This is a genomic window from Brevundimonas variabilis, from assembly GCF_014199945.1.
GTDB classification, from domain to species: Bacteria; Pseudomonadota; Alphaproteobacteria; order Caulobacterales; family Caulobacteraceae; genus Brevundimonas; species Brevundimonas variabilis.
The window spans coordinates 177,400-201,815 of the sequence record NZ_JACHOR010000003.1; the positions used below are offsets into that span (position 1 = coordinate 177,400).

The 24,416-nt window shown below is 58.1% G+C and carries 23 protein-coding genes; 14 read left to right on the plus strand and 9 right to left on the minus strand.

Annotated elements, in window-relative coordinates; genetic code table 11:
• Positions 1 to 191: 191 nt before the first annotated feature.
• Positions 192 to 365 (minus strand): hypothetical protein, encoded by a 174-nt coding sequence (locus GGR13_RS09550; RefSeq protein WP_183213304.1) that lies wholly within the window; start codon positions 363 to 365, stop codon positions 192 to 194.
• A 135-nt stretch (positions 366 to 500) separates the two neighbouring features.
• Here GGR13_RS09550 and GGR13_RS09555 point away from each other — a divergent pair, with 135 nt between their 5' ends.
• From GGR13_RS09555 to GGR13_RS09570, 4 genes are all read left to right on the plus strand, one after another.
• On the plus strand, positions 501 to 845 hold the full coding sequence (locus GGR13_RS09555) for an acyltransferase family protein (protein ID WP_183213305.1): 345 nt from the start codon (positions 501 to 503) through the stop codon (positions 843 to 845).
• A gap of 450 nt (positions 846 to 1,295) precedes the next feature.
• Positions 1,296 to 2,288 (plus strand): glycosyltransferase, encoded by a 993-nt coding sequence (locus tag GGR13_RS09560; protein ID WP_183213306.1) that lies wholly within the window; start codon positions 1,296 to 1,298, stop codon positions 2,286 to 2,288.
• Between the two features lie 116 nt (positions 2,289 to 2,404).
• Positions 2,405 to 3,283, plus strand: coding sequence for a rhamnan synthesis F family protein (locus tag GGR13_RS09565; protein ID WP_183213307.1), 879 nt, complete (start codon positions 2,405 to 2,407; stop codon positions 3,281 to 3,283).
• 208 nt (positions 3,284 to 3,491) lie between these two features.
• On the plus strand, positions 3,492 to 4,934 hold the full coding sequence (locus tag GGR13_RS09570) for an oligosaccharide flippase family protein (RefSeq protein WP_183213308.1): 1,443 nt from the start codon (positions 3,492 to 3,494) through the stop codon (positions 4,932 to 4,934).
• An 81-nt stretch (positions 4,935 to 5,015) separates the two neighbouring features.
• Here the strand turns inward: GGR13_RS09570 and GGR13_RS09575 are convergent, their stop codons facing one another.
• From GGR13_RS09575 to galE, 4 genes are all read right to left on the minus strand, one after another.
• The gene (locus GGR13_RS09575) at positions 5,016 to 5,912 is read right to left on the minus strand and encodes a glycosyltransferase family 2 protein (protein ID WP_183213309.1); all 897 of its coding nucleotides are present in this window, start codon (positions 5,910 to 5,912) and stop codon (positions 5,016 to 5,018) included.
• A 180-nt stretch (positions 5,913 to 6,092) separates the two neighbouring features.
• Positions 6,093 to 7,343 (minus strand): Gfo/Idh/MocA family protein, encoded by a 1,251-nt coding sequence (locus GGR13_RS09580; protein WP_343060339.1) that lies wholly within the window; start codon positions 7,341 to 7,343, stop codon positions 6,093 to 6,095.
• Between the two features lie 149 nt (positions 7,344 to 7,492).
• A complete protein-coding gene (locus tag GGR13_RS09585) occupies positions 7,493 to 8,185 on the minus strand; it encodes a sugar transferase (RefSeq protein WP_221230594.1) in 693 nt (230 codons plus the stop codon).
• Positions 8,186 to 8,309: 124 nt separating this feature from the next.
• Entirely contained in the window at positions 8,310 to 9,329 is a 1,020-nt protein-coding gene (gene galE / locus GGR13_RS09590) for a UDP-glucose 4-epimerase GalE (RefSeq protein WP_183213311.1), read from the minus strand.
• Positions 9,330 to 9,805: 476 nt separating this feature from the next.
• On the opposite strand from galE, the gene GGR13_RS09595 reads away from it, so the two are divergent.
• From GGR13_RS09595 to GGR13_RS09605, 3 genes are all read left to right on the plus strand, one after another.
• Positions 9,806 to 10,483: a sugar transferase gene (locus tag GGR13_RS09595; protein WP_221230595.1), complete on the plus strand. Its 678-nt coding sequence runs from the start codon at positions 9,806 to 9,808 to the stop codon at positions 10,481 to 10,483.
• A 267-nt stretch (positions 10,484 to 10,750) separates the two neighbouring features.
• Positions 10,751 to 11,641, plus strand: coding sequence for a glycosyltransferase family 2 protein (locus tag GGR13_RS09600; RefSeq protein ID WP_221230596.1), 891 nt, complete (start codon positions 10,751 to 10,753; stop codon positions 11,639 to 11,641).
• Entirely contained in the window at positions 11,634 to 12,698 is a 1,065-nt protein-coding gene (locus tag GGR13_RS09605; protein ID WP_183213313.1) for a glycosyltransferase family protein, read from the plus strand. Before GGR13_RS09600 ends, GGR13_RS09605 begins: the two co-directional genes overlap by 8 nt.
• On the opposite strand, the gene GGR13_RS09610 is transcribed toward GGR13_RS09605, so the two are convergent.
• The gene (locus tag GGR13_RS09610; protein WP_183213314.1) at positions 12,659 to 14,035 is read right to left on the minus strand and encodes an O-antigen ligase family protein; all 1,377 of its coding nucleotides are present in this window, start codon (positions 14,033 to 14,035) and stop codon (positions 12,659 to 12,661) included. The two genes, GGR13_RS09605 and GGR13_RS09610, sit on opposite strands and share 40 nt — an antisense overlap.
• Before the next feature lie 219 nt (positions 14,036 to 14,254).
• Between GGR13_RS09610 and GGR13_RS09615 the strand changes: the two genes are divergently transcribed.
• Positions 14,255 to 15,178 carry a glycosyltransferase family 2 protein gene (locus tag GGR13_RS09615; protein ID WP_183213315.1) on the plus strand — a complete coding sequence of 308 codons (924 nt, stop codon included), beginning with the start codon at positions 14,255 to 14,257 and terminating at the stop codon, positions 15,176 to 15,178.
• A gap of 69 nt (positions 15,179 to 15,247) precedes the next feature.
• Here GGR13_RS09615 and GGR13_RS09620 read toward each other — a convergent pair whose 3' ends face one another.
• Genes GGR13_RS09620 through GGR13_RS09630 form a run of 3 tightly spaced genes read right to left on the minus strand, consistent with a single transcriptional unit; the run spans position 15,248 to position 18,452 of the window.
• Entirely contained in the window at positions 15,248 to 16,237 is a 990-nt protein-coding gene (locus GGR13_RS09620; RefSeq protein ID WP_183213316.1) for a glycosyltransferase family 2 protein, read from the minus strand.
• Entirely contained in the window at positions 16,234 to 17,370 is a 1,137-nt protein-coding gene (locus tag GGR13_RS09625; RefSeq protein ID WP_183213317.1) for a glycosyltransferase, read from the minus strand. The genes GGR13_RS09620 and GGR13_RS09625 overlap by 4 nt, the downstream gene beginning before the upstream one ends.
• Positions 17,367 to 18,452, minus strand: a complete 1,086-nt coding sequence (locus GGR13_RS09630; protein WP_183213318.1) for a nucleotidyltransferase family protein — start codon at positions 18,450 to 18,452, stop codon at positions 17,367 to 17,369. Before GGR13_RS09630 ends, GGR13_RS09625 begins: the two co-directional genes overlap by 4 nt.
• A 302-nt stretch (positions 18,453 to 18,754) precedes the next feature.
• On the opposite strand from GGR13_RS09630, the gene GGR13_RS09635 reads away from it, so the two are divergent.
• The 6 genes from GGR13_RS09635 (at position 18,755) to GGR13_RS09660 (ending at position 24,364) form a co-directional block, all read left to right on the plus strand.
• Positions 18,755 to 18,886: a lasso RiPP family leader peptide-containing protein gene (locus GGR13_RS09635; RefSeq protein WP_183213319.1), complete on the plus strand. Its 132-nt coding sequence runs from the start codon at positions 18,755 to 18,757 to the stop codon at positions 18,884 to 18,886.
• Positions 18,887 to 19,011: 125 nt separating this feature from the next.
• The gene (locus tag GGR13_RS09640) at positions 19,012 to 19,299 is read left to right on the plus strand and encodes a PqqD family protein (protein WP_183213320.1); all 288 of its coding nucleotides are present in this window, start codon (positions 19,012 to 19,014) and stop codon (positions 19,297 to 19,299) included.
• 4 nt (positions 19,300 to 19,303) lie between these two features.
• Positions 19,304 to 19,699: a lasso peptide biosynthesis B2 protein gene (locus tag GGR13_RS09645; RefSeq protein ID WP_246347785.1), complete on the plus strand. Its 396-nt coding sequence runs from the start codon at positions 19,304 to 19,306 to the stop codon at positions 19,697 to 19,699.
• Positions 19,696 to 21,558: an asparagine synthetase B family protein gene (locus GGR13_RS09650; protein WP_183213322.1), complete on the plus strand. Its 1,863-nt coding sequence runs from the start codon at positions 19,696 to 19,698 to the stop codon at positions 21,556 to 21,558. The genes GGR13_RS09645 and GGR13_RS09650 overlap by 4 nt, the downstream gene beginning before the upstream one ends.
• A complete protein-coding gene (locus GGR13_RS09655; RefSeq protein WP_183213323.1) occupies positions 21,555 to 22,541 on the plus strand; it encodes a phosphoenolpyruvate carboxykinase (ATP) in 987 nt (328 codons plus the stop codon). The genes GGR13_RS09650 and GGR13_RS09655 overlap by 4 nt, the downstream gene beginning before the upstream one ends.
• Positions 22,538 to 24,364, plus strand: a complete 1,827-nt coding sequence (locus GGR13_RS09660; protein ID WP_183213324.1) for an ABC transporter ATP-binding protein — start codon at positions 22,538 to 22,540, stop codon at positions 24,362 to 24,364. The genes GGR13_RS09655 and GGR13_RS09660 overlap by 4 nt, the downstream gene beginning before the upstream one ends.
• The last annotated feature ends 52 nt before the right edge of the window (positions 24,365 to 24,416 follow it).

Here is a 24,416-nt window from a genome sequence, read left to right on the forward strand (position 1 = left end):
CTTCAGGCGAGCAGTCAAGGTCCGCAACTGGTGCTTTCCAGACACGCTGATCGCGATGGCTTTGTCTCCCCCCCCACTCGCGCGGCGGTTCAGGACGTCTGCTGCTCGCGCGGCCGCCAAGAGCCATAGAATGGTGCAGAACCTAGCGGCGGCAGACAAACGGCGCGTCATCACCAACGCGCCGTTTACGGTCAGCCCCAGTCCGACAACAGCTTCGCCATGACCATTGACGGGTCTTCAGCGGTGGCCACTTCGACACCATCGACGAGGCCGATGAAGCGGTCGTTCGCGACACAGGGATCGACGACGATTGTGATGGTGCGCTCGCCCCTATGAATGATGATCTTGTAGTCTTGGCCTGTCATAGCCGTGCTCCGATGACAGAGGCGTTGTTGCCTCCGTCATGTCGGGCGCAAGACTCTTGCTACGGTTGGCCCACCGGCAAAGGGACCTGAATTTCAAACTGTGTCAGTGCCAAGCTAGGGGCTATTATCAGCGCAATGGCGCTGTTCGCGCTCCTGTTCTCCAAAGGCCTTTCGGGGCCAGCGCAGGCCATTTTCGGGGGGTACTTGGTCTTCTGGTTCGCCTTCGCCGTGAAGCAATGGCCCACCAGCCGCATTCGCCACGACATTTCATACGGCCTTTATCTTTACGGCTGGGTCGTCGGCAGCATCCTGATCTGGATGAACCCAGCCGGAAACCCCTGGATCATCGGCTTCCTGACGTTGGCAGGGTCGGTAGCTTGCGGATACCTGAGTTGGGTCCTCGTTGAAGGCCCTGCGATGGATCGCGCCAAAAAGTGGCTGGCCAACCGGCAAGAGCGGCTGGCTTTGAAGCTCGCCTAGGCCAAGCGTACTTCCCCACAACTGGCTGAACCAACCGTGCGATCGGCGCGGCAATGACCCATGCCCAATAAGAGCCTGCCATGACCCTTCATATCTATGAGGGCCGTCGCGGCTTGTCCGTTCGCAAACAGTGGCGCGGGCGGATGATGGCCCGGACGTTCCCGTCATCGCCAACTGCGGCGAGGGCTGATCGAACCGCACAAACCATCTGCGCGCGCGATATCTGTTCGATTGGAACCCGACCGGGCCTGCCTGAGGCAATGACCGGAAGTGCCCTCCGTTTGAAGACTCCTAGAAGACGATCAGCACACTGCCAGGAACTATCAGGAAAGACAGCCAACTGGCCCATGCACTTCATCTGGAGTTGACATCCTCGACCGCCCCCCCCTACGACCAAAGTTGTCAGCAGGAGCCGACGGCCTTTCCCGTACCGGACCAAGCAGCGATTTGATGCCGAAGCTCTCGATCCTGATGCCGACCTACAATGGCGCAGAGTTCCTTGCCGAACAGGTCGACTCCATCCTTGCTCAGGACGATGCCGATTTCGAACTAATCATCATCGATGATGGGTCATCGGATGGCACGGATGATCTGTCGCGACAGCACGCCCAGCTCGACCGGCGCATCAAGGTCCTGCCATCCAAGGGAAACAAGGGGCAAAATGCCCGGCTTGCGGAACTGCTTGGCGTCGCATCAGGCGAGTATGTAGCCGTGTCCGATCAGGATGACATCTGGGCCAGGGATCGTAACTCGAGGCTTTTCGAAGCGATGGATGGTCGCCCCACGGCTTTCGGACGTTCAGAGCTGATCGATCGTAACGGTCAGCCTCTGGGAAAGACGCTGCTGGATGCCTTGAACCTGAGTTATTCAAACGAACGCCGGCTACAGGCCATTTTCGATCCGATGTTCTCCGCCCACGCCATGATCACAAAACGAGAGGCCTTTAATGTCGCCAGCCTTTCGTCCGCTCTGCCATTCGATTGGTTGATTGCACTGGACTCCATGTTCTCGGGAGGGGTGGCTTATGTCGATGATGCCGTCGTCTTCCACAGGATCCATGGCGGCAATCAAGTCAACAAAATCAAAACCTCCATTGATCGGTTGACGACATCCCAGATTCGGAACGCCATATGCTTTCAAACGCCGGACCGCGTGAAGTTGTGGCTGACGCTGGACTACCTGGGACGTTCAAGCGTGATCCCGAGGGAGCGAAGCAAGGCTTTCTCAGAGCTTGCCGCCCACGCCTATTCGGCCTGGTTCTCCTACTGGCGTCCATTTCGTCACGACGGAGGCCTGAACAAGGCCTTGAAGGAAAACCTTCTGCAGTATGCGGGCGGACCGTCGGATTTCGTGATGTTCTCCCGACGTATTGATGCACTGACCGACGTCCTGATCAGCCCATCGATCGCAGCCGAAATCTTCAGGCAGATAAAACGCAAATAAGGATTACCTGCCGTCAGCCGAACTCTGTCATCCTGATCCGGCATCTCGCAGATCGATTTCGGCATACTCCTTGCTAGACCGATTGGGTTCGCTCGTAAGCGGCATAGGCTCTCTTGATGTCGCATCCTTCTGAAAAAAAGAACAAGCACCTTTTCGGCCCCCTCCGGGTGGTGAAGGCCGCTGCCACGCTCTCCAAAGCCCGCGACATACCCTTCAAATGGCATCGGGAACCAATAATAGAGGCTGGGCGCAAGGTCTGTCTGTTCGTGTCCTATGCCCCGAGCTCATCCGTCCCGGCGCATGCCATTCAACTCGCGCGGGCGTGGGAGGCACAAGGCTACGACGTCGTTTTACTGGTGAATGCGGATGATGTCTGCACTCTGGGCCTTTCGACCATTCCGGACAGTTTTGCTGGCGTCATGGTCCGTGAGAACCGCGGCTACGATTTTGGAGCTTGGGCGACAGCCCTAACAACGATATCGGGTCTGGCAGATGCGTCGCATGTCGTGATCGGCAATGACAGCGTCTATGGGCCGCTTGATCGGTTTGCGGAATTCGTCGGCCGACTTGAGCAATGCGATGCCGATATCGTCGGCGCGACATCCAGTTACGACGTTACATTTCACCTGCAGAGCTACGTCCTTCTGTTCAAGGCCAAGGCCCTGAAGTCCGCGGCTTTCTGGCGTTTCTGGGGCTCGGTATGGGCCGGCGATCGCAGGCATGCGATCCACTTCTACGAGCTCCGTTTTACCAAGCTCATGATACAGACTGGCCTAACCTGCGCTGCCCTGTTTCCAAGCGAACCCGGAAGCCCGTCCCTCAACCCTACACACAGTCAGTGGTACAAACTGATCGAGCAGGGATTTCCGTTCCTGAAGGCCGATGGCGTGCGCTCCGGGCTCCTTGCGGCCGGGCCTCAAAGCTGGAGCGAGGTCTATCAGGAAAACGGCGGCGACATCGATGTCGTCCTGCGGCATGTGAAATCGCGAGCATAGCCATGGCGACTTGGCCGGACGGGCGAGCATTCCCAAAGGTGTGCCCAGATGATGGATTTCCTCTGCCTCACGAGGCTGGAGGCCCGCCTCCCCCTTTCTCGCTAACGGGCAAGGCGACCACGTCCTCGGTGGAAAACATGCTGCGTCTTCGGGTTTGTTCCGCTAGTCAGGCGTGCCGATCTCCAATCCGCAAAGAGACCCCTCACTGATGTCCGTCAGGAAAGCACTGGCCTGGGCATTCTCTGCTCAATTCGTAACATTTACAGCCGGTTTCATCGGGTCGATCGCCATTGCCCGCTTGCTCGGTCCCGCCGAAATGGGTGTCTATGCCGTTGCGGTGGCGGTGGTCGGCGTCCTTGGCATCTTCGCTACCTTTGGCGTGAGTAGCTACGTCACTAAAGAGGTGGACCTTACCGAGGACAAACTGGCATCGGCCTTCACGGTCAACGCCTTGATCAATGTCATGATGGCCATGCTGCTGTTTGCAGGCAGCTTTGTCGTCCCAGAGCTCATGAGGAGCGACGATGTGGGTCCGCTGCTCAGGCTGCTGGCCATCCAGCCCCTGATCGGCCTGTTCGATTTCAGGCCGATGGCCATGATGCAGCGGCATATGAAGTTCGGGAAACTGGCCTACATCAGCGCGCCCCTCGCTGTGGCAGGACTTGTCATCAGCGTGACGCTCGCGAGCCGCGGGTTCAGTTTCTACAGCATGGCGTACGCCGCTCTTGCGACATCCACCGCTGGCATGATTGCCGCCAACGTACTGGGCCGCGAGTATGTCAGTCTTCGCCTGTCGTTGACACACTGGCGCGAGTTGTCGTCCTTCGGGCTGAAGATCATGTCGGTCAGCGGGGTCGCCCAAGGCGCTCAGCGCATTTCTGACCTGGTCCTCGCCAGGGTCCTCGGGATCGAGGCCTTGGGCATTTTTTCCCGCGCGTCGAACCTGTCCAATATGATCTTCTTCAACCTGTACGGAACTGCGACGCGAGTGGCCTTTGTCAACCTGTCCGAGGAATTCCGGAAGACGGGTGAACTGGGGCCTGTGTTCTTGCGATCGCTGGAATTGATAATGGGCGTGATGTGGCCCCTGCTCGCAGGCATCGCTGTCCTGTCTGGCCCGATGATCTACATCCTGTACGGAGAGCAATGGCTGGCTGCAGCGCTGCCATTGTCGATCTTGATGATTGCGCAGTGCATCGCGCTCTGTTTCGGCATGAACTGGGAACTGTTCGTTCTGCGTGGCGAGGTTGGCCGTCAGTCAAAGTATGAAATCATTCGAAGTGTTCTGGGCACCCTAGCCTTTGCGTTTGGATCGATATTCGGCCTAGTTACTGCAGCGCTCGGCCGGGTCGTAGAGACATTGATCGGCCTGTTTTTGTACTATCCTCACGTCCAGCGGTTAGCGCGCGTCCGGCCATCCCAGGTTTCTGCCGTCTATCAGAAATCCGCCGCCCTCACTTTCGTCGCTGTTGGTCCGTCCTTTGTCCTCATGGCGGCCTGCGGCTGGTCGCCGTCAACGCCGATTTGGTCGATCCTTGTTGCCGTGGGGATCGGTGTTGCTGGCTGGATCCTCCTCCTCAGGAAAGTTGGGCACCCGATCTATGGCGAGTTCGAGCGCGTCTATTCCCGTTTCCGGCATGGAGCCCGCTAATCTAGAGCCGCCAGCCAGGCGTGTTGGAACTCCATGACCCAATGCACCGCCCTCTTCAGGCACATGCCTTGGCGTCCGCGCCTATAATCTGGCAGCAAGCTCGCGGATTTCCGGTGGACAGTCACCAAAGCGACGAAAGACGTAATCCCTTATAGCCGCCCACAGCGCTTTACGGGTCGCCTGCATCGGTGCATGGCGGGCAGACCACTGTGCCTGCCGGAGACCTCGAAAAAGGCGCCTCAAATCAGAGTTTTTCTCGAGAAATAGCAGGCGATTGCGTTGAAGGAAGTATGCCTGCAGGGGAGACGCAATATGGCCAAGCGACTTACTGCTCTGATGATAGACAATCGCATCCCTTACAATGATACTCGAAAAACCTTTTCTTGTTGCTCGATAACATAAGTCTGTTTCCTCGTAGGTGAGGAAAAATCTCTCATCAAAAACATTCATTTCAATAAAATATTCGGCTCGCGCAAATAAAGCTGCGCCAAATATAAAATCAGTACTGATTAATGGCTTAAGAAGTTGATCTTTATCGATCGGATAATCAAACCATTTTGGGATACCATCTTGATCGGTCCGACTCCCAAAAAATTGATACTCTCGGGATTGCGCAAAAAGAACTGCACAACCAAAAAATATTCTCTGCGAACCTTCGGCGTGCTGCAGGAGCACATCTAGCGTGTCTGGTTCGACGACGGCGTCATTGTTCAGCAGGAAGACGAATTCGCATTGCTCTTCACTGGCTCTAAGGATGCCGATATTGCATGCGCCAGCAAACCCGTCGTTACGCGTGTTTTCAATCAGGGTCGTTTTTGTCAATCCTCTGAGATGATTGACAGAGTCGTCGGATGACGCGTTGTCCACAACGTACAGATGCCAGTCCTGCTGCCGCGAGGCTTGCAGGGACGCATGAGCCGATAGAGTGTCCTCCCAGCCGTTCCAGTTGACGACCACGACGGCAATTTTGGTAGGCATGCCATCTTTTCCAGCAATGTCACGAGCAAACGTCTGCTACCACGTGATTATGAGGTCCACCACATGCTGTGGACCATTGACGACGCACCGCGTGCGTTGTTTCCCCGACTTGGTCACCAAGCGGCAAGCTACGCATTGAAGCGACCCTGCGAGCCTGGCGGAGCGCTTTCTTTCCCCGCCTTAAAAACTCGTCTGCGTGGACTGGCCCATCGATTGAGTGCGTGAACCCGCCATGATCAAAGTGACTTCTGTTACATGCAGAGCAAGTTTGGCGTGCCGGCTTGACCACTTACCTTCTCTCAGGGCCTGAGCCTGGGCGGAAGGACCTCGCGCATAGTCTAATCGGCCCGGGTGCCCCAGCGGCACGTGGTAATGGGGACGGCCAAAACGAACCGATCGTCGGCGTAAGGAGAGGGGGAGCCTTCGACTGACTGCCTGCCAGAATCCCCCAAGGCCGGTCGTGGGGACCATTTGGTTTGTCCGCTCAAGAAAGACCTGAGACCGCGTATCCCATCCATCGGCAACGGTCAGAACGCCATCGTCCCCGATGATGCGAAAACTTCGATCTCGAGGGGCAACGAGCCCGCAAGTAATCCTGGCAACCACGCCATCATCAAACGACAGGCATGAAACCGAAAAATCGTCGGCAAGATCGGTGGCCGGTTTCCCCGTCCCCTTGTCATCGAACTGACGACTCGCAAAGGCCGTTACGGACCGGACGGGCCCGAACATCTCGCAAAGCCAGGTGACATAGTAGCTCGCGTGCTCAAGCGTGCATCCATTTGCAAACTCGTCATCGACTGGCCATGCAGCACCCGAAGCACTGCGCCAGGCTTCACACCCCTTTCGGAACACCATGCCGTCGTCGAGTTCGGCATAGACAAGCCGGACCTTCCCAATCTTGCCCGAGGCGATGGCAGCCGCCGCCGCATGAGCGGCCTCACCCAGATAGGTAGCTGGGGCGGCAGTCAATGACAGATTATGTCTCTCTGCGACCTCTACCAGATGTCTGGCCTGCGCGAGATCAAGTGTCAGTGGCTTTTCACTGTAGACATGCCTACCCGCCTTCAAGGAAGCCAGCGAAACATCGTAATGGCTAGCGGGGTTAGTGAGGTTGAGGACCATGTCGACGCAAGGATCGCTCAAAAGCGCTCCAAGACTGTCATACGCCCTCAAGCTGTGGAATTGACTGAAAGCCAGTAGGCGGGCCGGATCACGATCAAAAACGCCCTGAACTACCAATTCGCGATGATTGAGCAAGGTGGACATGTAAAAGTCCGCCACATAGCCGCAACCAATCAGTGCAATTCCGGTCGTGTGCTTGATCCTTGAATTCACTGCGTGGAGAGAGCCGTCAGGCCCTTGCTCCTTTGTGACCGGTTGGCATTGTGTTGTCCCGGCAGCTTTTGCGGCAAGGAATGGCTGATGCACGGGTTTTGTGTCATGTGCAACGCACAATCTGTTGCACCCGACACGGCGCTGCCTGACACATAGACGTATTGGGCGATGAGCCTCACGCGCTACATGCGGGGATGACGGATTGAGCTTATCAATGTCCGCACTTCAGCATCCGTCCACGGCTAGAATGAGCCCTTGGCCATTGCTACGGCAGGTATCGTGGCCGCCATGATCCTGACATTCACGCCGACGGACCGTCGCCGTGAATAAAGGACATCACATGCGACGCGCCGCCGGTAGGATACGTTATTGCGCCCACTGACTTGCCACAGGCCGGTGATGCCCGGCCGCATCGAACAGTAATGGCGGTAATAGCTTTTGTAGCGGCCGATTTCGCCGACCACGATCGGCCGCGGGCCCACCAGGCTCATGTCGCCGCGCAGAACATTGATGAGTTGCGGCAGTTCATCAAGGCTCGACTTGCGCAGAAATCGGCCAAACCGCGTGATCCTCGGATCGTTGCGAAGCTTGTGGTCGATTTCCCATTCCGCGCGAGCGATTGGATCCCGCGCCAGGAGGGAAGTCAATTTTGCGTCAGCGTCCACGACCATGGTCCGGAACTTGAAGCATTCAAAAGCTCGGCCGCCCCGACCCACGCGGATTTGCGCAAAGAGCGCCCGCTGCCCGTCTGACGACCGTATGATAAGGGCAATGATGAGCAGGAGCGGTGCAAGAAACGCCAGAGCCAACAGGGCCAGGGTGATGTCAAGCGCACGATTGAACCGCTCGGACCATTCCTGCGGCGACAAAGGCATCAATGACCACGATCTCGCGTGCGAAGAGCAGGGCCTGATCGCAACTTCAACGGTGTTCATATTGGAACCCAACTCGGCGGTAAGCAAACCTTGGGACGCGGTTGCGTTAACCCCAACGTCTCATTAACCAAGAGTTTTCTGGCACGCAAGTCGCTTGTTGCAGTGCAACATGGGAATAAGGCGATTAAACTGTTATGGTGCTTTCGAAGTGCTGATCCGACTGCTCCCTGCGGTGCCAGGCGGCGGCAGTGCGGACGATAGAACCGAGGTCCGATAACGTCGGAGACCATCCTGTTCCCCGAAGCTTGCTGATGTCTGCAACGAGGATGGGTGGATCTCCGGGTCGGCGTGGCGCGAAGGCATGAGGCACCGCAGACCCAAGTTCCGCCTCGACGGCCTTTATGACCTCGAGCACGGAGTGTCCCCGTCCTCCGCCAGCGTTGAAAAGCTGCCCCTGTATGCCTGAGGACATGCGTTCAAAGACCACGATATGGGCTGCTGCGAGGTCAGTGACGTGGATATAGTCGCGTAACGCCGAACCATCTGGCGTGTTGTAGTCGGTTCCGTATACCTGAAGCGGAGGCCTCGTGCCCAGCGCTGCGCCAATCGCGAGCGGGACGAGATGGGTTTCGGGCTCGTGCGCCTCGCCAATGTCGGCACTGGCGTCCGCGCCAGCGGCATTGAAGTATCGCAAAATCGCATAACGCGTATCCGACACTTCTCCTGTCCATCTCAACGCACTCTCGAACGCCAGTTTAGTGGCCCCGTAGGGGTTGATGGGAACCGTTGGCGATGCCTCGGTCAGCCTGGGCTGAGACCCGGGGTCTCCATAAACTGCAGCAGTCGACGAAAACAGAAACCGCCTGACACCATGTCTTTGCAGATGCTGAAGAAACGAGATGCCCTTGGAGACATTCTCCGAATAATAATGGAGCGGGTCCCGAACCGAGGCCCCAACGAGGCTTTTGGCCGCGAAATGCATCACGCCGTCGATCGCGTAGTCCTCAACAGCACGCGCAACAGCTTCGGCACTTGCGATATCCCCTTCGATAAGAGGTCCGTACCGGACTGCCGTGCGCTGGCCTGTCGAAAAATCATCCAGCGTTACCGGCAGATAGCCGCGTTCCGACAACGCCTTGCAAACATGGGACCCAATGTATCCGGCTCCGCCCGCCACCAGGATCGCTCTTCCATCCGTTTGCATTCATCGCTCCGAAAAAAAAGGCAGCTTACAATCTTAACTAATCAAAAATGGTGATAGAGCTAAACTTTAGCCTGTGCGACCCGCAACTCGTGCCAAAGATGGAAACAACATGGGTACCCCTGCCCGCCGTGACCCGAATCCGCAACCGGTCCGTACAGAAGCGGGTGATACGAAGAGCTCAGACATAGAGCCGTTTGAGATCGGGGGTAGACCCAGGAACCACGACCGTTCGAACACCCGCGCTTTTCCAACCACTATTGACGCGCGCTGGGAAGGGCCGCCGCCTCCGACACGCTGGTCGCGCCGTCGCACTCTGGCCTTCGTGATCGTCGTCTCGGGCCTCCTGTGGACAATCATCATTGCCGCCATTGTCGGGGGGATACGCCTGATCGCCACCTGATCGGCTGGCAAGGATAGTGCAATGCCCGCTCCGTCGTCAGCCTTGTTGGCACGACTTGTACGGAAATGGCACGTGTATGACCCTACATCTCTGTCTCGACAGCATGGTCGCTAACCGACGTGGCCGTCGCCCAGAAACCGGAGCGAGGCTGGAACCCTACCGAGTCCTGGAACTGCTGCTTGTAACCCTCGCGCTGATTTTCCTGCTCCCCCTCCTTGTTATCCTCGCGGTGGCTGTAAAGGCCACATCCCGCGGGCCGGCGCTCTATCGTCAGGATCGTCTCGGTCTGGATGGTCGCTTGTTCGGGTGCCTGAAGTTCAGGTCCATGCAGATCGATGCTGGAGAAAGACTGGCTGCCCTCCTGGAGACTGACCCGATCGCGGCTCAAGAGTGGGCCGTCTATCGGAAGCTAACGAATGACCCCCGCATCACGCCCCTGGGTCACTTCCTTCGCCGCAGCAGCCTTGACGAACTACCCCAGCTTTTCAATGTTCTGACCGGTGAAATGAGCCTTGTTGGCCCTCGCCCGATCGTGGTGGACGAAATCCATTATTATGGACGTCACATCTCGACCTACTGCAGCGTCCGCCCTGGCATTTCCGGCCTGTGGCAGATCAGCGGGCGCAGCAACACGACCTACCGTCGTCGGGTGGCGTTCGACCGGCTTTACGTGAAGAGGAAGTCATTCGGTCTGGACGTCGCCATTACGCTCAAGACCATTCCTGCGGTGTTGACTTCGCGTGGCGCGCGCTGATGTCTTGATATCGACACGCGGCACGTCCAAGGCTTCAAGGGTTCGAAAGCGCCCATCCCGGCTCGCATAAGGGATCAAGGCGCTGGACACGGTCTCTCTGAATGCCAAGCGGAATGTTCCAGTCATGGTTGCTATCGTTCTGGGTGCGCCTGTCATTCTCGTGCTGATGATGGTGATCCTCTGGCCAACAGTCTCGAAATGGCGCAGTCGACGCAGACGGCGTAAAAACTCCTACTGGAAATAATAGATCGTGCTCGCATGACAGACATGCCCCAAAAATCCGCGATCGATGTCTGCATCTGTACATTTCGACGTGCCAGCCTGAGCGTAACGCTCGAGTCAATTCGCGAACAGACCGGCTGGCTTGGGCCAGTCAGGATCATTGTTGCCGATAATGACGACACGCCATCTGCACTGCCACTCGTAGAAGCGGCGCGTCAGACTGGGCTGATCATTCATTACGTCCATGCACCAGCTCGAAACATTTCGATTGCCAGGAATGCTTGTCTCGCAGCGACGGAGGCTCCGCTTGTTGCCTTTATCGATGACGATGAGGTTGCCCACACAACCTGGCTGGATGAGCTGGTGGCCGCGCTCAACGCCGATCCCCGCCTCGTCGCTGTCTTTGGGCCTGTGCGCGCACTGTACCCCGAACATGCGCCTGCATGGGCCCGGAAGGCGGACCTCCATTCTACCGAGCCCGTCATTACGCCCGCAGGGGTGGATACTGGGTATACCTCCAACGCCATGGTTCGGGCCAATGCGCTGGCCGGTCAGCGGTTCGACGAGGCCCTCGGTCGATCAGGCGGAGAAGACACTGATCTGTTCACGCGCCTTCACAAGCAAGGGGCTCGCTATGGCGTCGCTCCGAAGGCCATCGTCTTTGAGGCCGTGGCTTCAGACAGGCTGAATACACGCTGGCTGGCGACCCGCGCCTTTCGCTCGGGCCAGACCCATGCCCGGCGCTTCTTGGCGGGCATCAACACGCGGACCAGAGCGTTTGCTGTTGCCGCAGCGAAATGCCTGTACTGCATGGCTTTGACCCTTCTGTATGCGGGTTCGCCCAGTCAGTGGCGGAGGGCGTGGGTTCGGGCATCACTGCATGCGGGCGCAGCAGCACGATTGTGCGGGTTTCGAGAGGGTCGGCTTTATGGCTGAGATCGATTCAGACCAACCGCATCCCAGGCGTCAGCCAGCGGATGGCTCCCAGATGCCTAAGGATGTTCCGATCCTGCTGTTCTACGATGGCTATGAGGAAAAGGCGATCCCCGGTCACCTGGGGCGCCTCTACTCGAATGCTCGACGGTTGGCCCGACAAGGATGGAGAACATTTCGAGGGCGGCAGACGCACACCGGGTTCTACACGGCCTTCCTTGGACTCAAGTCATCGCTTGAAGCCATCGGATATCGCGTTCGCGTGAACGACTTCGCCGCCGCCCGGGCCAATCCCGATCGTCCCATCGGGATCGCCGGCTTTCCCTCAGTGATCGACAAGGTTCGCCTGCCAAATCCCTATGTGTTCGGGCCAGGAGACTACGGGGCAGACGAACGCGCGCGCCGGGTCGGGGCGGATCCAAACGCTCGCATCCTGACCCAACCGTGCCAATGGGCCGTAGATTACAATCAGCAATGGGTGGGCGATAAGGGCGCTGTCTATTTCGCTGGTATCGACGTGAATGCTTGGCCCGACGTATCCGAACGACCCAAAACGTTCGACTTCCTTGTCTACGACAAGATTCGATGGCATCGGGATACGCGCGAGGCCACAGTCCTGAACTCTTGCCTGGCGCATCTTGATGCTCGCGGGATGACTTACACCGTCAAACGCTACGGTGAGCATCATGTCTCGGCATTTCGCAGTGCGGTGCAGCAAAGCTCGGCACTTCTCTTCTTGTGCGAACACGAGACCCAAGGGTTGGCCTACCAGGAAGCGATGTCCAGCGGGCTTCCTGTTCTCGCATGGGACGACGGCGATCTGGTCGATCCGTTCCAGAAGTCACGGGCTCCCGTTGATCTTAAGGTCAGTTCCGTGCCTTATTTCGACAAGCGCTGTGGCATGACGTTTACGATGGCGGATTTCGAAAACGTACTTGACGAGTTCTGGGAAATGCGAGCGTCTTTTCGTCCACGGGACTATGTTTCAGACACCCTTTCTCTGGAGAGATCTGGACAGCTCTATGTTCGCCTGCTCGCCGCAGCTGGAGCTGGCCGCTGACTGTTCAGTGAACCTTTGTCTGCCGCCGCAGAACCTCGGCCTGCCCTGCCAAGGCGGATTTTTCTCGCGGCTGGATGAACGGCTGCCAGATACCCGGACGCCGCTGTGACCCCGATCAGGATCCCAGATGAGCCAAACGGACCCGTGATCGTCTCAACTTTGGCACGCGCAACAAGAACGACAGCTGACGCCGCGAGGAAAATCCCGGCAGTTGTAGCCTGCGCTCCCATATTGCGGATAATCACGCGCGCCATGCCAAATCCCAGGCAAAGCAGCGTTAAGACCAACCCAGCAATTCCAAGATCAACGGCCAACTCCCTGTAGGTGTCGTGAAAGTTGAATCCGGCACCAGAAGACAAACCCGCCCAGCGCAACAGGCCGATCGTTTCTGTCCCAGACCCAAGCCAGGTGGATCGATACCCATATCCCAAAACAGGACGCGCGCTGATCATCTTGTCTGCGTGAGCCCAGAGATAGTCCCGGCCCGTCAAGCCGATGTCCTTGCCGAGAACGTCGACGACAAACCACTCATAAAGCCGAACGAGGTCGGACTGGATCAGCCATAGAGGCAGGGCAAACATCAGCACCATAACGCCCAACATGAGCTTGGATCCTGCCGGCAAACGAAACGCCAAGGCCAGGAGCAGAGCGGCCATGAGGAACAAAATGGTCGTTATGACAGCCCCGCTGGCGAAGGTGTAGGCCAGCACGAACGCTGCAAAAGCCGATGCCGGCAAAGCAAGCAGTCGTATCCAGCGCGCTTCCGTTGTCGAGAAAGCCGTCATCACAGCACTGCAGACTGCGAGTTGGCAAAGCTGCCCCATCTCGTTCTTGGATCCCAGGACGCCGATGAGAACCGGGCCTTGCGGCGAGCCGCCCTGGCGACCGGAGATGAGGCAGAGCAAAAGCACCAGCAAGGTGCTGAAGAACACGATCCTGAGAAATGTTTTTGGGGTCGTCACGCTGGCTAGGGTGACGGCCGCCGCGAACGTTATCGCCAATTGCGTGCCATATCGGAAAGATATCCCTGGCTCGGTCGACCATAAAGCCGACAAGGGTGCCAAGGCCGCTACCAGCAAAATCGGCCAACAGCGGAACAGACCTGTGATTACCGTGAGAGGCGCTAGGGCGACGATGCCCATCGTCGCCGCCATCATGAGCAAAGGTGCAATGGGACCGAGCAGGCTCAACCAGGATGCCGTAAACAGCAGGTATCCGCAGGCAATAATCAGTCCATTCTTGGCACCAATGTGCGGACCAGCCGCAGCGGGGCGGACAAAACGCTTTCCCCTCGCCAGTGGCACGTCGACGGGACTGAAGGAAATGGCAGGCCTCATGCCGAAGCCTTAGAACTGACGAACCTATCCATCAAGCCGATACTCCAGTCGCAGATATTGGAGGCGTGGAAGCAGGGATGCTTTTCCTTGGCATCAACCACGTGCGCCGGGTAAGTTCTTAGGGAGCATGAGGTCGCCGACGGTGGCACTCTGTCAAGGTGCTGACAGCCGGTTTATGCGGCTTTGTGTTGTTCGACCACGGTGTTAACAAAGCCGCAAATGTCTCCGCTCGTCAGCGTCATAATGCCGGCCCGAAACGTCGAGCGGTATATCGATACAGCCATCACGAGTGTGCGCGGGCAAAGCCTCGGTTCGTTCGAGTTGATTGTCATCGACGACGGATCCTCAGACCAGACGGCCCGGATTGTCGAAAGGCACTGCGCAAAAGACAGCCGTGTCCGTCTCATCTCTGGAAAAGGCCGCGGTCCAGGGGCCGCACGCAATCTGGGATTCGCGTGTGCAACCGGGCGCTGGCTTGCCGTAGTCGATTCAGATGACGAAATTCTGCCCGACAGGTTGGCAACACTCGTAGACGCTGCAGCCAACAAGGCTCATCTCGTTGCAGACAACCTGGTCGCCTTTTACGACGATGGGCGCACGCCGCATGCCTGGCTCAATGGGAGTTCCTGGGAGCAGGCCCATGTCATCTCGCTGAAAGCCTTCCTGCTGGCAGGGATAGAGGGCGATGCCACAGATCAACCTGGCTACCTCAAGCCCCTTTTCGACAGGCTCTGGCTAGAGCAACAAGGCCTTCGATATGACGAATCCCTGACGATCGGAGAAGACTACGATCTGGTGGCGCGCGCGCTGGCGCAGGGTGCAATCTACCAGTTCATTCCTGAAGCGGCTTATCGCTATCGTCGGCATTCCGCGTCCACGTCGCACCGGATCACGCCGGCACAACTGGAGGCCATGATCGGTGGGTTCGAACGACTACGGACCAGCCTCTCGGAGAATGAAGCGTCAGCTCTGGATCGACGCGTCTCGAGCCTGGTTCTTGATCAGAGGTTTCTCGGCATCGTGGAAGACACGAAGGCCGGTTCGGTTCTGACGCTCTTCAAGGCCTTCCAGGACCCGGGTTTACGCAGCCGACTGTTCCGAGCCGCAGCTGGCGGGCTCGCGAGGCGTCTCCGCGGCTCTTGAGTCACTCACATCATGATTACAGGCAGTGAACTGACCTCAATGGACCTTTCGGGTCAGTTCACCGCAGCATCAGGGGCGGCGGCTCATCCGCTCCCGCCAAAAGCCGATCGACCATCCGAGATGCATAGCCATTGCGGCAAAGCCAGACAGCAATCCGCACAGGCTTGGCCCTGCCGTCACGCTGGCCACCACGCCCCCGACAATCGAAGCCGTAGCCCAGGCCAGAGCGGGAAACGCGAGGAGTGCTGAGACCGGCAAAACGGTCGCCAAAGGGATCCCAATGACGGCAGCGACCACAGCAGGCAGAACCAGAAGAGGAAGGGCCTGTCTTGGCCGCAGACGTTGCCGATGGAGAGCCAGCGTTCTGGCACGCCCACGGCCGTAGTTCACATACTGCCGGAACAAGGGCGCGATTGCTCGGCGGGGTAGATATTCGATTGCCAGTTCAGGCTCCAGCCAGATCCGGCCCCCACTTTTCGTCAACCGAAGATCGAACTCTGCATCCTCGTTATGAGAAAAGCTCTCGTTGTAGCCACCGAGCGCGAGAAAACGATCGAGCCGGAAAAGGGCGTGGTGACCATGGTCAACCCACCCCCCCTGCCCGCCCATTCGGTGGGCCGCACCGCCCGTGCCGATGCGACTGTTCTGGGCGGTCGCAGCCGCTCGCTGGAAACACGTTTCAGCAACCGTTTTCATCGGGACGACAACTGAGTCCGCTGCGTGCTTCTGGGCAATGAATGCCAGCCCAGCGGCATAGTCATCCGGGTAGCGCGCATGTGCATCGATACGAATGAGGTACTGACGCCCGGATCCATATTGGTGCGCTGCTGCGTTCACACCGGCGGACTGAAGCCGGGCGGGATTGTGCAGAAGCCGGATGTTCCGGGCGAGCGCCCCCTGCTTAAGGACTATATCCTGGCTGCCGTCCGTGCTGCCGCCATCGGCCACGATGATCAAATCGTCGGGGCTATTCTGCGAACGAAGTTGTTCCAACAGATGCGGCAAGTGCCGGGCCTCATTCAGGCACGGGATAACGATCAGGAGACCATCGGCACTCATGCTGCGACACGTCCTGCCAGTGCCGAAACGAGACTCCGACAGGTCTCCCGATCGCAGATCAGGTCAGACCTCGGTATTTCAGTCGCCGCCACCACCAAGGCTTCGTATTCGAGCGGAGAGAGTTGAACCAACCGGTCCCTGAGGTCGCTCGCATTGTCCAGGACCAGTCCTGCTCCCCTCGCCTCCAGCCATCTGGCCGTCTCCAAGCCAGCCAACGCGATAATGGGGCGATTGAATGCCCCACCTTCATAGAGGCGGTTTGGCAAGAGCCACGAGGAGTTCAATCCCTCTTCGAAAAAATCAATCGCCCAGACAAAATGAACCTGCTCGTAAAGGCTTGGAAGATCGGCCGCCGTGTACTCGCCGCCAAAGCGGATGCCGGGCAGGTCGGCGACCTCCCTTTCAAAATCGTCAAAGACCGCAGGGGACGGCCGGCCGGATATCAGAACTTCAATCCGGCCGGCTGATGCCGCTGCCATTTCAGAAAGCAGAGTCAGAGACTTGCGGCACCGAAGCATGCCAAACCATCCGACAATCCAGGGGGGTGCTGCCATGGGAGCGGTGTTCGGCATCGCACCCTCACCTTCCAGTGACACCAGCCGGTTCTCGATCAGGAGGCAATTGGCCTGGCCAGGATACTGGACGCTGAAATAGTTTCGTTCGAACGCGGGTGAGCTGACAATCACGCGCGAAACTCGCTTTAGCAGGAACTGTTCGAGGCTCCTCAGGCATCGGGAAGCGAGGCCGGTCCCCAACATCAAACGGTGAACATCAAGGCACTCGTAATGCAGCGGTACCCGCGAGCGCCCTAGGAGCGCTACCCAAGCCAGCAGCAACATCTCAAGGTTCCTGGCGATCACGATATCCGCATCGCGGACAAGATCGCGGAGGCGGACAGGCTTCAGGATCCAGGAAGCAACCTTCACAGCCCTCTGTGCAAAGGCACCATCGGCTGTGGTCCCTAATCCGAAGACCTTGGGGTCACTGGTGGCGATCGGTCGGCGATGAAATCCGGCCGTCAGCACCTTTGCGCCCCCTGCTTCGAGCATGATCACTCTCCGACGGACTGCCGGATCAGTGAGGTCAGGAACGAGATAGGCGATCGAAGACAGCACTGGCGTTTCGACACTCACGTGCGATTGCCCTCGTGGTCCCGACCTGGGCCGGCCGTCCCGGCTGCGCGGCGGAGCAGATCGCTCCCGACCATTGCGGCCAGATCAGCGATGAACTGTGACTTTCGATCCACGAGATTGAAGAGGAGATCTCGCCGTTTGGGCCAAACGATGGATGGGTCATCGGGACAAATGATCATTTCGCCAAGCGTAGCATCTGAAACCCGCGTCAGGATCGCTGCATGCTCGGCATCGGGCAGGACTGCAGGCCCAAGGATCAGCTTGGCACCCCGCGTCGCCAGCCGAAGCGTATTGGCTAGGCCCTGCAGCTCGGCTTCCAGCATGATATCGCGCCAAGGGACCCGTGAAGGCCCATGCACAAGAGCAACCAGATCGAGAATGTAGCGCAACGCCGGTTCGCGATGGTGAAGAGCCTTTGCACAACTCATCGCCGCAAGGAGCGCTGAGTGTACAAGCGACAGCGTCGGCACAGGCTGTCCGGCCAAGATCACGTCGTGTCGCTGATCGAAGAAACGTGCAGGATGTTGTGGCAGTGGACAGCCAGGCTGCTGGACCCTGTGGTGAAGGTCGAGCGTGACTGCGGCCAGATCGACGGAGTCAAAATGTTGCTCACCGAGGCCCAGTTTCCACCACAGGGACCGACAAACCGGAGAGAGCTTATACTCAACGCCAGCGAGCAGTTGCCCTGCCCTGTCGAAGTCAGCAAGGTCGACGAGGAGATCAAGATCTGAAGAGGGACGATGGAACATCGACCCGTAGGCCATCTGTTGAAGCACGGCACCCTTGAAGACGATAACCGGGATGCCCGCTGCCTCCAGTTGCGGCAATATCTTTCGCATGGTCAGGAGGTTTGCGCCTCCCCACCGGGTGGTCATGTTCTGCCAGGCGCTGAACCATTGCGCGATGTGTGGCGGCAATGCGACGCCATTTTCGGTCAGGGCTCGCAGCACGAGCCCTCCGACCCTGTGCTGCATCATCGCATCACAAAGACTATCCCATTCCGATGAATGAGGTGCCCGTGGCTCGGGCCCCGGCAACCCGAGGCCTTGCCGGACGTATTGAATCAACAAATCTTTGGTCATCACCCCTGGACCAAAACCCAGCCTGGACTGCCCTTCGTCAAACGAGCGCTCCTGAGTGTCCAAGGCAGCCACTATCCCTAAAAGAAAAGGTCGACCGACACTCTGGCCATCGCTAACAACTCCTTCCCATTGATCACCGTTTCGGGCAACCGCCCAATCTTGAACAAAATTTTTTCGCGCGCTTGGGGAAAGATTGGCGCTTTCGGCGCAGTTCTTGCTAAAGTGTAAACGCTGGCTTGACAGCCTGCGCGCTTAAGCTAAATGTCTAGACTGCTAAACCTCTGTACAGACAGGAAAAACCTATGACCAAGACCTACGAAGCCCCGAAAGTGACCGACCTCGGCACCTTCGAAGAAATCACCCAGTCGGCCTTCACCGGCACGCGCGGCGACTTCCGCGCTCTGCAAGGCCAACTGCAGCCCATCCTGAGCTAGGACGGCTTGTTCCCATCGGCTTGCGCCGGGGGGATGGCACTGAGTAGGAAAACGGGGCTTAACAGCCCCGTTTTTTTTGGCATCAGTTTTGCTTTGTCCTGCGCAACGCAAACAAGGCGCTCGAAATGACCATGTCTAAGACGTACGAAAAAAAACCTTCCGTCGTTGCTTGTGAGCTGGATGGAGGATCCGTGTTGCTCGATCTTGATACGAGCCGATATTTCGGGCTCAATACTGTTGGTCTCGTTGTTTGGGAGCATCTGTCGATGCCGCAAACGATCGGGCAACTGTGCAAGATCGTCGAAACCACGTTTGATGTTTCCGAAGACATCTGTCGTCCTGATCTGGAACAGCTTATGGCGCAGCTTCTTGAGCGTAAACTCGTGACGTCGCAGGTTGGGTCCGCTGTCTAACACCTTGGCAAACCGATTTGGCTGGCGCGTAGTCTCTCTTTTCTGCCTTGCGGTCTTTGTCGTGGCCCTCAAGGTTTTTCCTTACAGAACCATCCAGCGATACATGCCCAGGGGCGGGCTGACGGTTGCTCCGCGGTGGCGTCAGGTCCAGATCTTCTCTCATGTCGACTGGGCATCCCGGAAGGTGCCGGGCGCAACCTGCCTTCCCCAGGCACTGACGGGTTATCTTTTCCTTGCCCTTCTGAAGCTGGACTGTCGTATCCGGATCGGTGTGGCCAAGTCGGCTAAGGGCGGGTTCAGGGCTCACGCGACGCTGATGAGCGGTGACGCCATAATTCTTGGCGACAGTCCTGACCGGGACGAATTCGTCACACTGACCGAACTGAGACCAGGCCAATGATCCGGGGCATTGCCGGGCTGGTGTCCACAAACGGGACGCCCGTGGACGCTGACCATGTGGAGCGCATGCTCACAGCCATGGGGAAGCGCACGGACAAGATCCATGGACTTTATCAGTCCAGGCTCGCGGCGTTTGGCCTGGGGGGACCAGTCTCTGATACATGGCCGATCAAGTGCAGCGGCGCGAATCTTGTGTCGATTGCCGACTTGCGGCTCGATAATCGGAATGAACTGGCTGAAATCCTTGGCTGCAACGCCAGTGACGACGCCGTATTGTCAAACGCCTATCAGACATGGGGCGCCGACTGCGTCACTCACATTCACGGCGATTTCTCTTTTGCCTTCTGGGATGAAGACAAATCAGAGCTTTTTCTTGCCCGTGATAGATTCGGCGTCAGACCGTTGGTCTATACCATTGGCGACGGATGGTTTGCTTTTGCGTCAGAGGTCAAGGCCCTTCTGGCCCTGCCCGAGGTTGCCCGCGAAAGCCCGGAACTGCGTATTGCCGAGTTTCTTTCCGGCAGGATGCCTCAGGTCAGTGAGACCATGTTCACCACCATTCATCGCCTTCCGGGCGGGCACCAGATGGTGGTACGAGCCGGTAGCAACGAAGCCACGCCCGCCCCCTATTGGACGTGGCAACTCCCGCCACAAACCATTTCCACCACGCCCCACACGACTCTGGCAGAGCTCTTCACGGACGCCGTCAATCGTCGAGCGCCAAAGGACAGCCCGACTGCCGTTACGCTCAGCGGAGGGTTGGACTCGTCTGCCGTGGCAGCGACCATGGCCAAGTATCGAGGCCACGGGGACCCGCCAGTGTCGACCTTCTCCTTGGTCTTCGACAAGTATCCCGATCTATCGGAGCGCAGCTATATCCAGTCACTCCTCGACCTCGGGAGCTATGACCCGCATTTTCTTGATCTTGAAACCGAAGACCCTTTCGAGAATTTCTCCGAACTGCTTTCTCGTCAGGACGGCCTTTTTCAAACGGGAGGACTCGGCATGGGCAGGTCACTGCTCGAGGGACTCCCGCCTGGGACCGTGGTTCTCGATGGACATGGCGGCGACGAGGTCATTTCGCATGGCTACGAGCGCCTCGATGAACTCGCCGAGCAGGGACGATGGCGTCAATTCTGGACCGAGGTGAAGGGTGCGAGCCTCATGGCGGGCGCCAACCCTATCAGGGCCCTGGTCGATTTTTACGCTCTCTACGGTCGGGGCGGATGGTTGGTCAAAAAGCTGCTGAAGCGTTTCGCCCGCCGATCCGATCTTGCGAGCGCAGCCCCATCTATCCTGAGCGACCGACTGGCGACGAAGCTGGCTGGATCTGCTGCGGACAGTGTCGACGGAGGGCCCCGGCCATCCGCCAGAGCCAAACACATGGCCGTCCTGGGCTGGCCGGGCCAGCAGCATGTCCTCGAAGTTCTGGACAGGGATGCTGCGGGACGGGGCCATGAAGCCCGGTCTCCGTTCTGGGACGAGAGACTGATCGAATTCATGCTGTCCGTCCCCGCCAGCGAGAAGCTGAAAGGGGGCCACACGCGTCGCATCATGCGAGATGCGATGGCAGACCGATTGCCCGACTTAATCCGCTGGCGCCAGGACAAGCATGATTTCAATCATCATTTTGCGCGAGGCCTGAAGTCCAGCCCAGCCGCTTCAGCCCAGCGGTTTCAGGATGAAGCTGACCGGTTGTCGCGGTACATGAACCTGCCCGTCATCGCCAGTGCTCGCGAACGCATCATCCAGTCGGGGGCCAATGCCGACGGAAACGATGTGAACATTCTTTGGCGAGCCACCGCTGTTGCGGAATGGTTATCCTACGCAGATCAGAACGGGATCAGGGTCGTCGAATGAGCTTATCTGACAGCCACCAAAGCCCCATCCCTCAGTCGGAACAGATCGCTGTGCATCATCACTATCGTGCGTTCGGTTTGAACATTCGCTCGACCATGCCGATTGCCGAACTCATGGCCGCGGCCATAGATCCTGCCGACGCGGTTGACCTCGAAATCGTTCAGGAGGCTGGCAAATGTCCGTTCGGGGTGGAGGATAACCCGTTCGATTTTGCGCTTCACGAAACTCCGGATGGGACAGATTATCTCTACTGGCTCCAGGTGGGAACATTCCGGATCGTAGGCAATCGCCGGATTGAATGTGACCTCAATCCGGGCGTCGGCCCTGACCTTGCGTCCTTGCCGCTCCTCGGGATTGTCATGGCCGTTCTCCTGCATCGCCGTGGCATGATGGTGCTGCATGGGAGCGCCGTGAAGATCGGCGAAAAGGCTGTGGTTTTCCTGGGTGACAAGGGAGCCGGAAAGTCAACGACGGCGGCGTCACTGGCATCTGCTGGACGCGCCATCCTCACAGACGATGTTGTCGCGCTGAATCGCATGTCCGACGGCAGCGTCTGCCTCCTGCCCGGGCATGCTCAGGTGAAACTGTCTCAGGAGGCAACCGATCACATGCGGCTGCCTGAATCGCGGGTCCTCGACAGACCTTTTGAAACCTATGACAAGCACCGGTACGTGTTTGAAGCGCCGTTCGACACAACACCCATATCCGTCTCGGATATCTTTATCCTGGAGCGAGGAGACCTGGGAGCAGAAGCCCTGACGAGCAGCGCAGCCCTGACGTCCCTGATGCGATACTCCTATCTCGCTCGATTTGGATCAGAAATGTTCAAAGGTGCGCAGGCTGCCGAGTTTCTCCACTGGTGTGCTGCCGTTACGCGCGCCATTCCGGTCAGCAGACTGACAGTGCCATCCGATCTGGCCGGTCTTGATCGGCTGGACGGATTTCTGCGGGACAGATCGGGTGAAGCTACGGCCCAGCCATGAGCGTCGAGACCGGCATCCATAGCGCTTCCGGCCAGGCCAAACGCATCTGGCGGGTCGCAAAGTTTGTTTGGCCATTCACGCGGTCACGGGCCGTCCTGTCTCTGGGACTGCTGTTTGCTGCCGGACTGACCGAAGGTTTTTCGATCCTGCTCGTGATACCAATCCTTGCAGGGCTGATGCCCGGTGCCACCGAAGTGGATATCTCCATCAGCTCAATGCTGCCTGGCATTTCCGACATACCCGACATTCAGATCGGTCTTCTGCCACTCTTGAGCTTGCTCGTGATTGCTGTTGCGCTTCAGGGTGCACTCGCGCGTTTGAGCAATATTGCGATTGTCGACACGACCCTCAATGCTGCCCATCTGATGCGGACCCAACTTTTCGAAACCGTCGGATATGCCCGATGGCAGGCGATCATGATGGGAAGGCATGCAGACATCACGCACGTCATGACGATGGATGTTGATCGCGTCCATGTCGTTCTGAGTTGTCTGCTTTTCTCGGTTCAGGCCATCGTCATGCTGACGCTCTACATAGCGCTGGCACTCTTCGTCTCACCGACCATGACTGCTGCAGCGGTGATTTTTGGCGGGCTGTTCGTAATCTTCCTGCATCCGCTCCGGACCTTTGCGTCAAGATACGGTGAAAGGCTCAGTAAGCAACGACAGGCCCAGTACCGCACGATTGGCGAATTTCTAAACGGGCTGAAGGTTGTCAAAAGCCTGAATGCCGAAGATCGGTATGTCGAGGCTTTCACGGGCAATTCTTCGCAGATAACAGGCGACCTGAAGAGACTGGCTCGCGTCAAGGCTCTGCCGCCCTATCTGTTCCAGATTTTCAGCGCTGTGGGTGCTGCCGCATTCATATATGGCGCTGTGGTTTTCGTGAAACTGCCGATCGAACAGATAGCGGTGCTGCTTTTCCTTTTCATGAAAATCGCTCCGAGGTTCGCAAACCTTCAATCCGATTATCAGGAGATCATCATCAACGTTGGCGGATATGACAACGTTGCGGCCGTGATCGCCGGCTACAGGAATGATCAGGACGTTCCGTCAGCAACGGAAGATGGCAAGCTGGGCCTGCGGAACGAAATCGCATTTGACGACGTCACGTTCCGCTACAACGCGGATACTGCTCCCGTTCTCGACGGCGTCAATTTCGTTGTCCCTGCTCGACAGATCACGGCCCTGATTGGTGCCTCCGGTAGCGGCAAGAGCACTGTTGCGGATCTGATGATGGGTCTCCTTGAACCGACTGAAGGTTCGATCCGGATCGATGGTGCCGATTTGACCAGCACTCTTGGGCGGGCTTGGCGCAGCGGCGTCGCCTACGTGCCCCAGGACGCCTATCTGGCAAATGATACGGTGCGGGCGAATCTCCTGTTCGCCCGTCCCGACGCATCAGAAGCTCAAATGTGGCACGCCCTCGATCAGGCCCAGGCGGGCGATCTCGTCCGCAAACTGACGGCCGGCCTGGAAACCGAGGTTGGCGAAGACGGACTTCGCCTGTCAGGCGGAGAGCGACAGCGGATTGCCCTCGCAAGGGCATTGCTGACAACGCCGGAGGTTCTCATTCTTGATGAAGCCACCAGCGCGCTGGATTGGCAAAATCAGGCCCTTATCGCGCACGCCATTGAGTCCTTGAGGGGCACAATGACGGTCATCACGATTGCACACCGGCCTTCAATGATCGGCTTCGCTGACTGGGTCGTGGCGATTGTCGACGGGAAAGTTGTTGAAACCGGGCCCTTTTCAGCCTTCGCGGCCAATGAGGACAGCCAACTGTCTCGCCTGATCGCGGGTGAAAACGCCAGCACGCAGTAAGCCGTTGTCGGTGTTATCCCTGGGTCGGCGGTTGCAAGGACAATGACTTCAT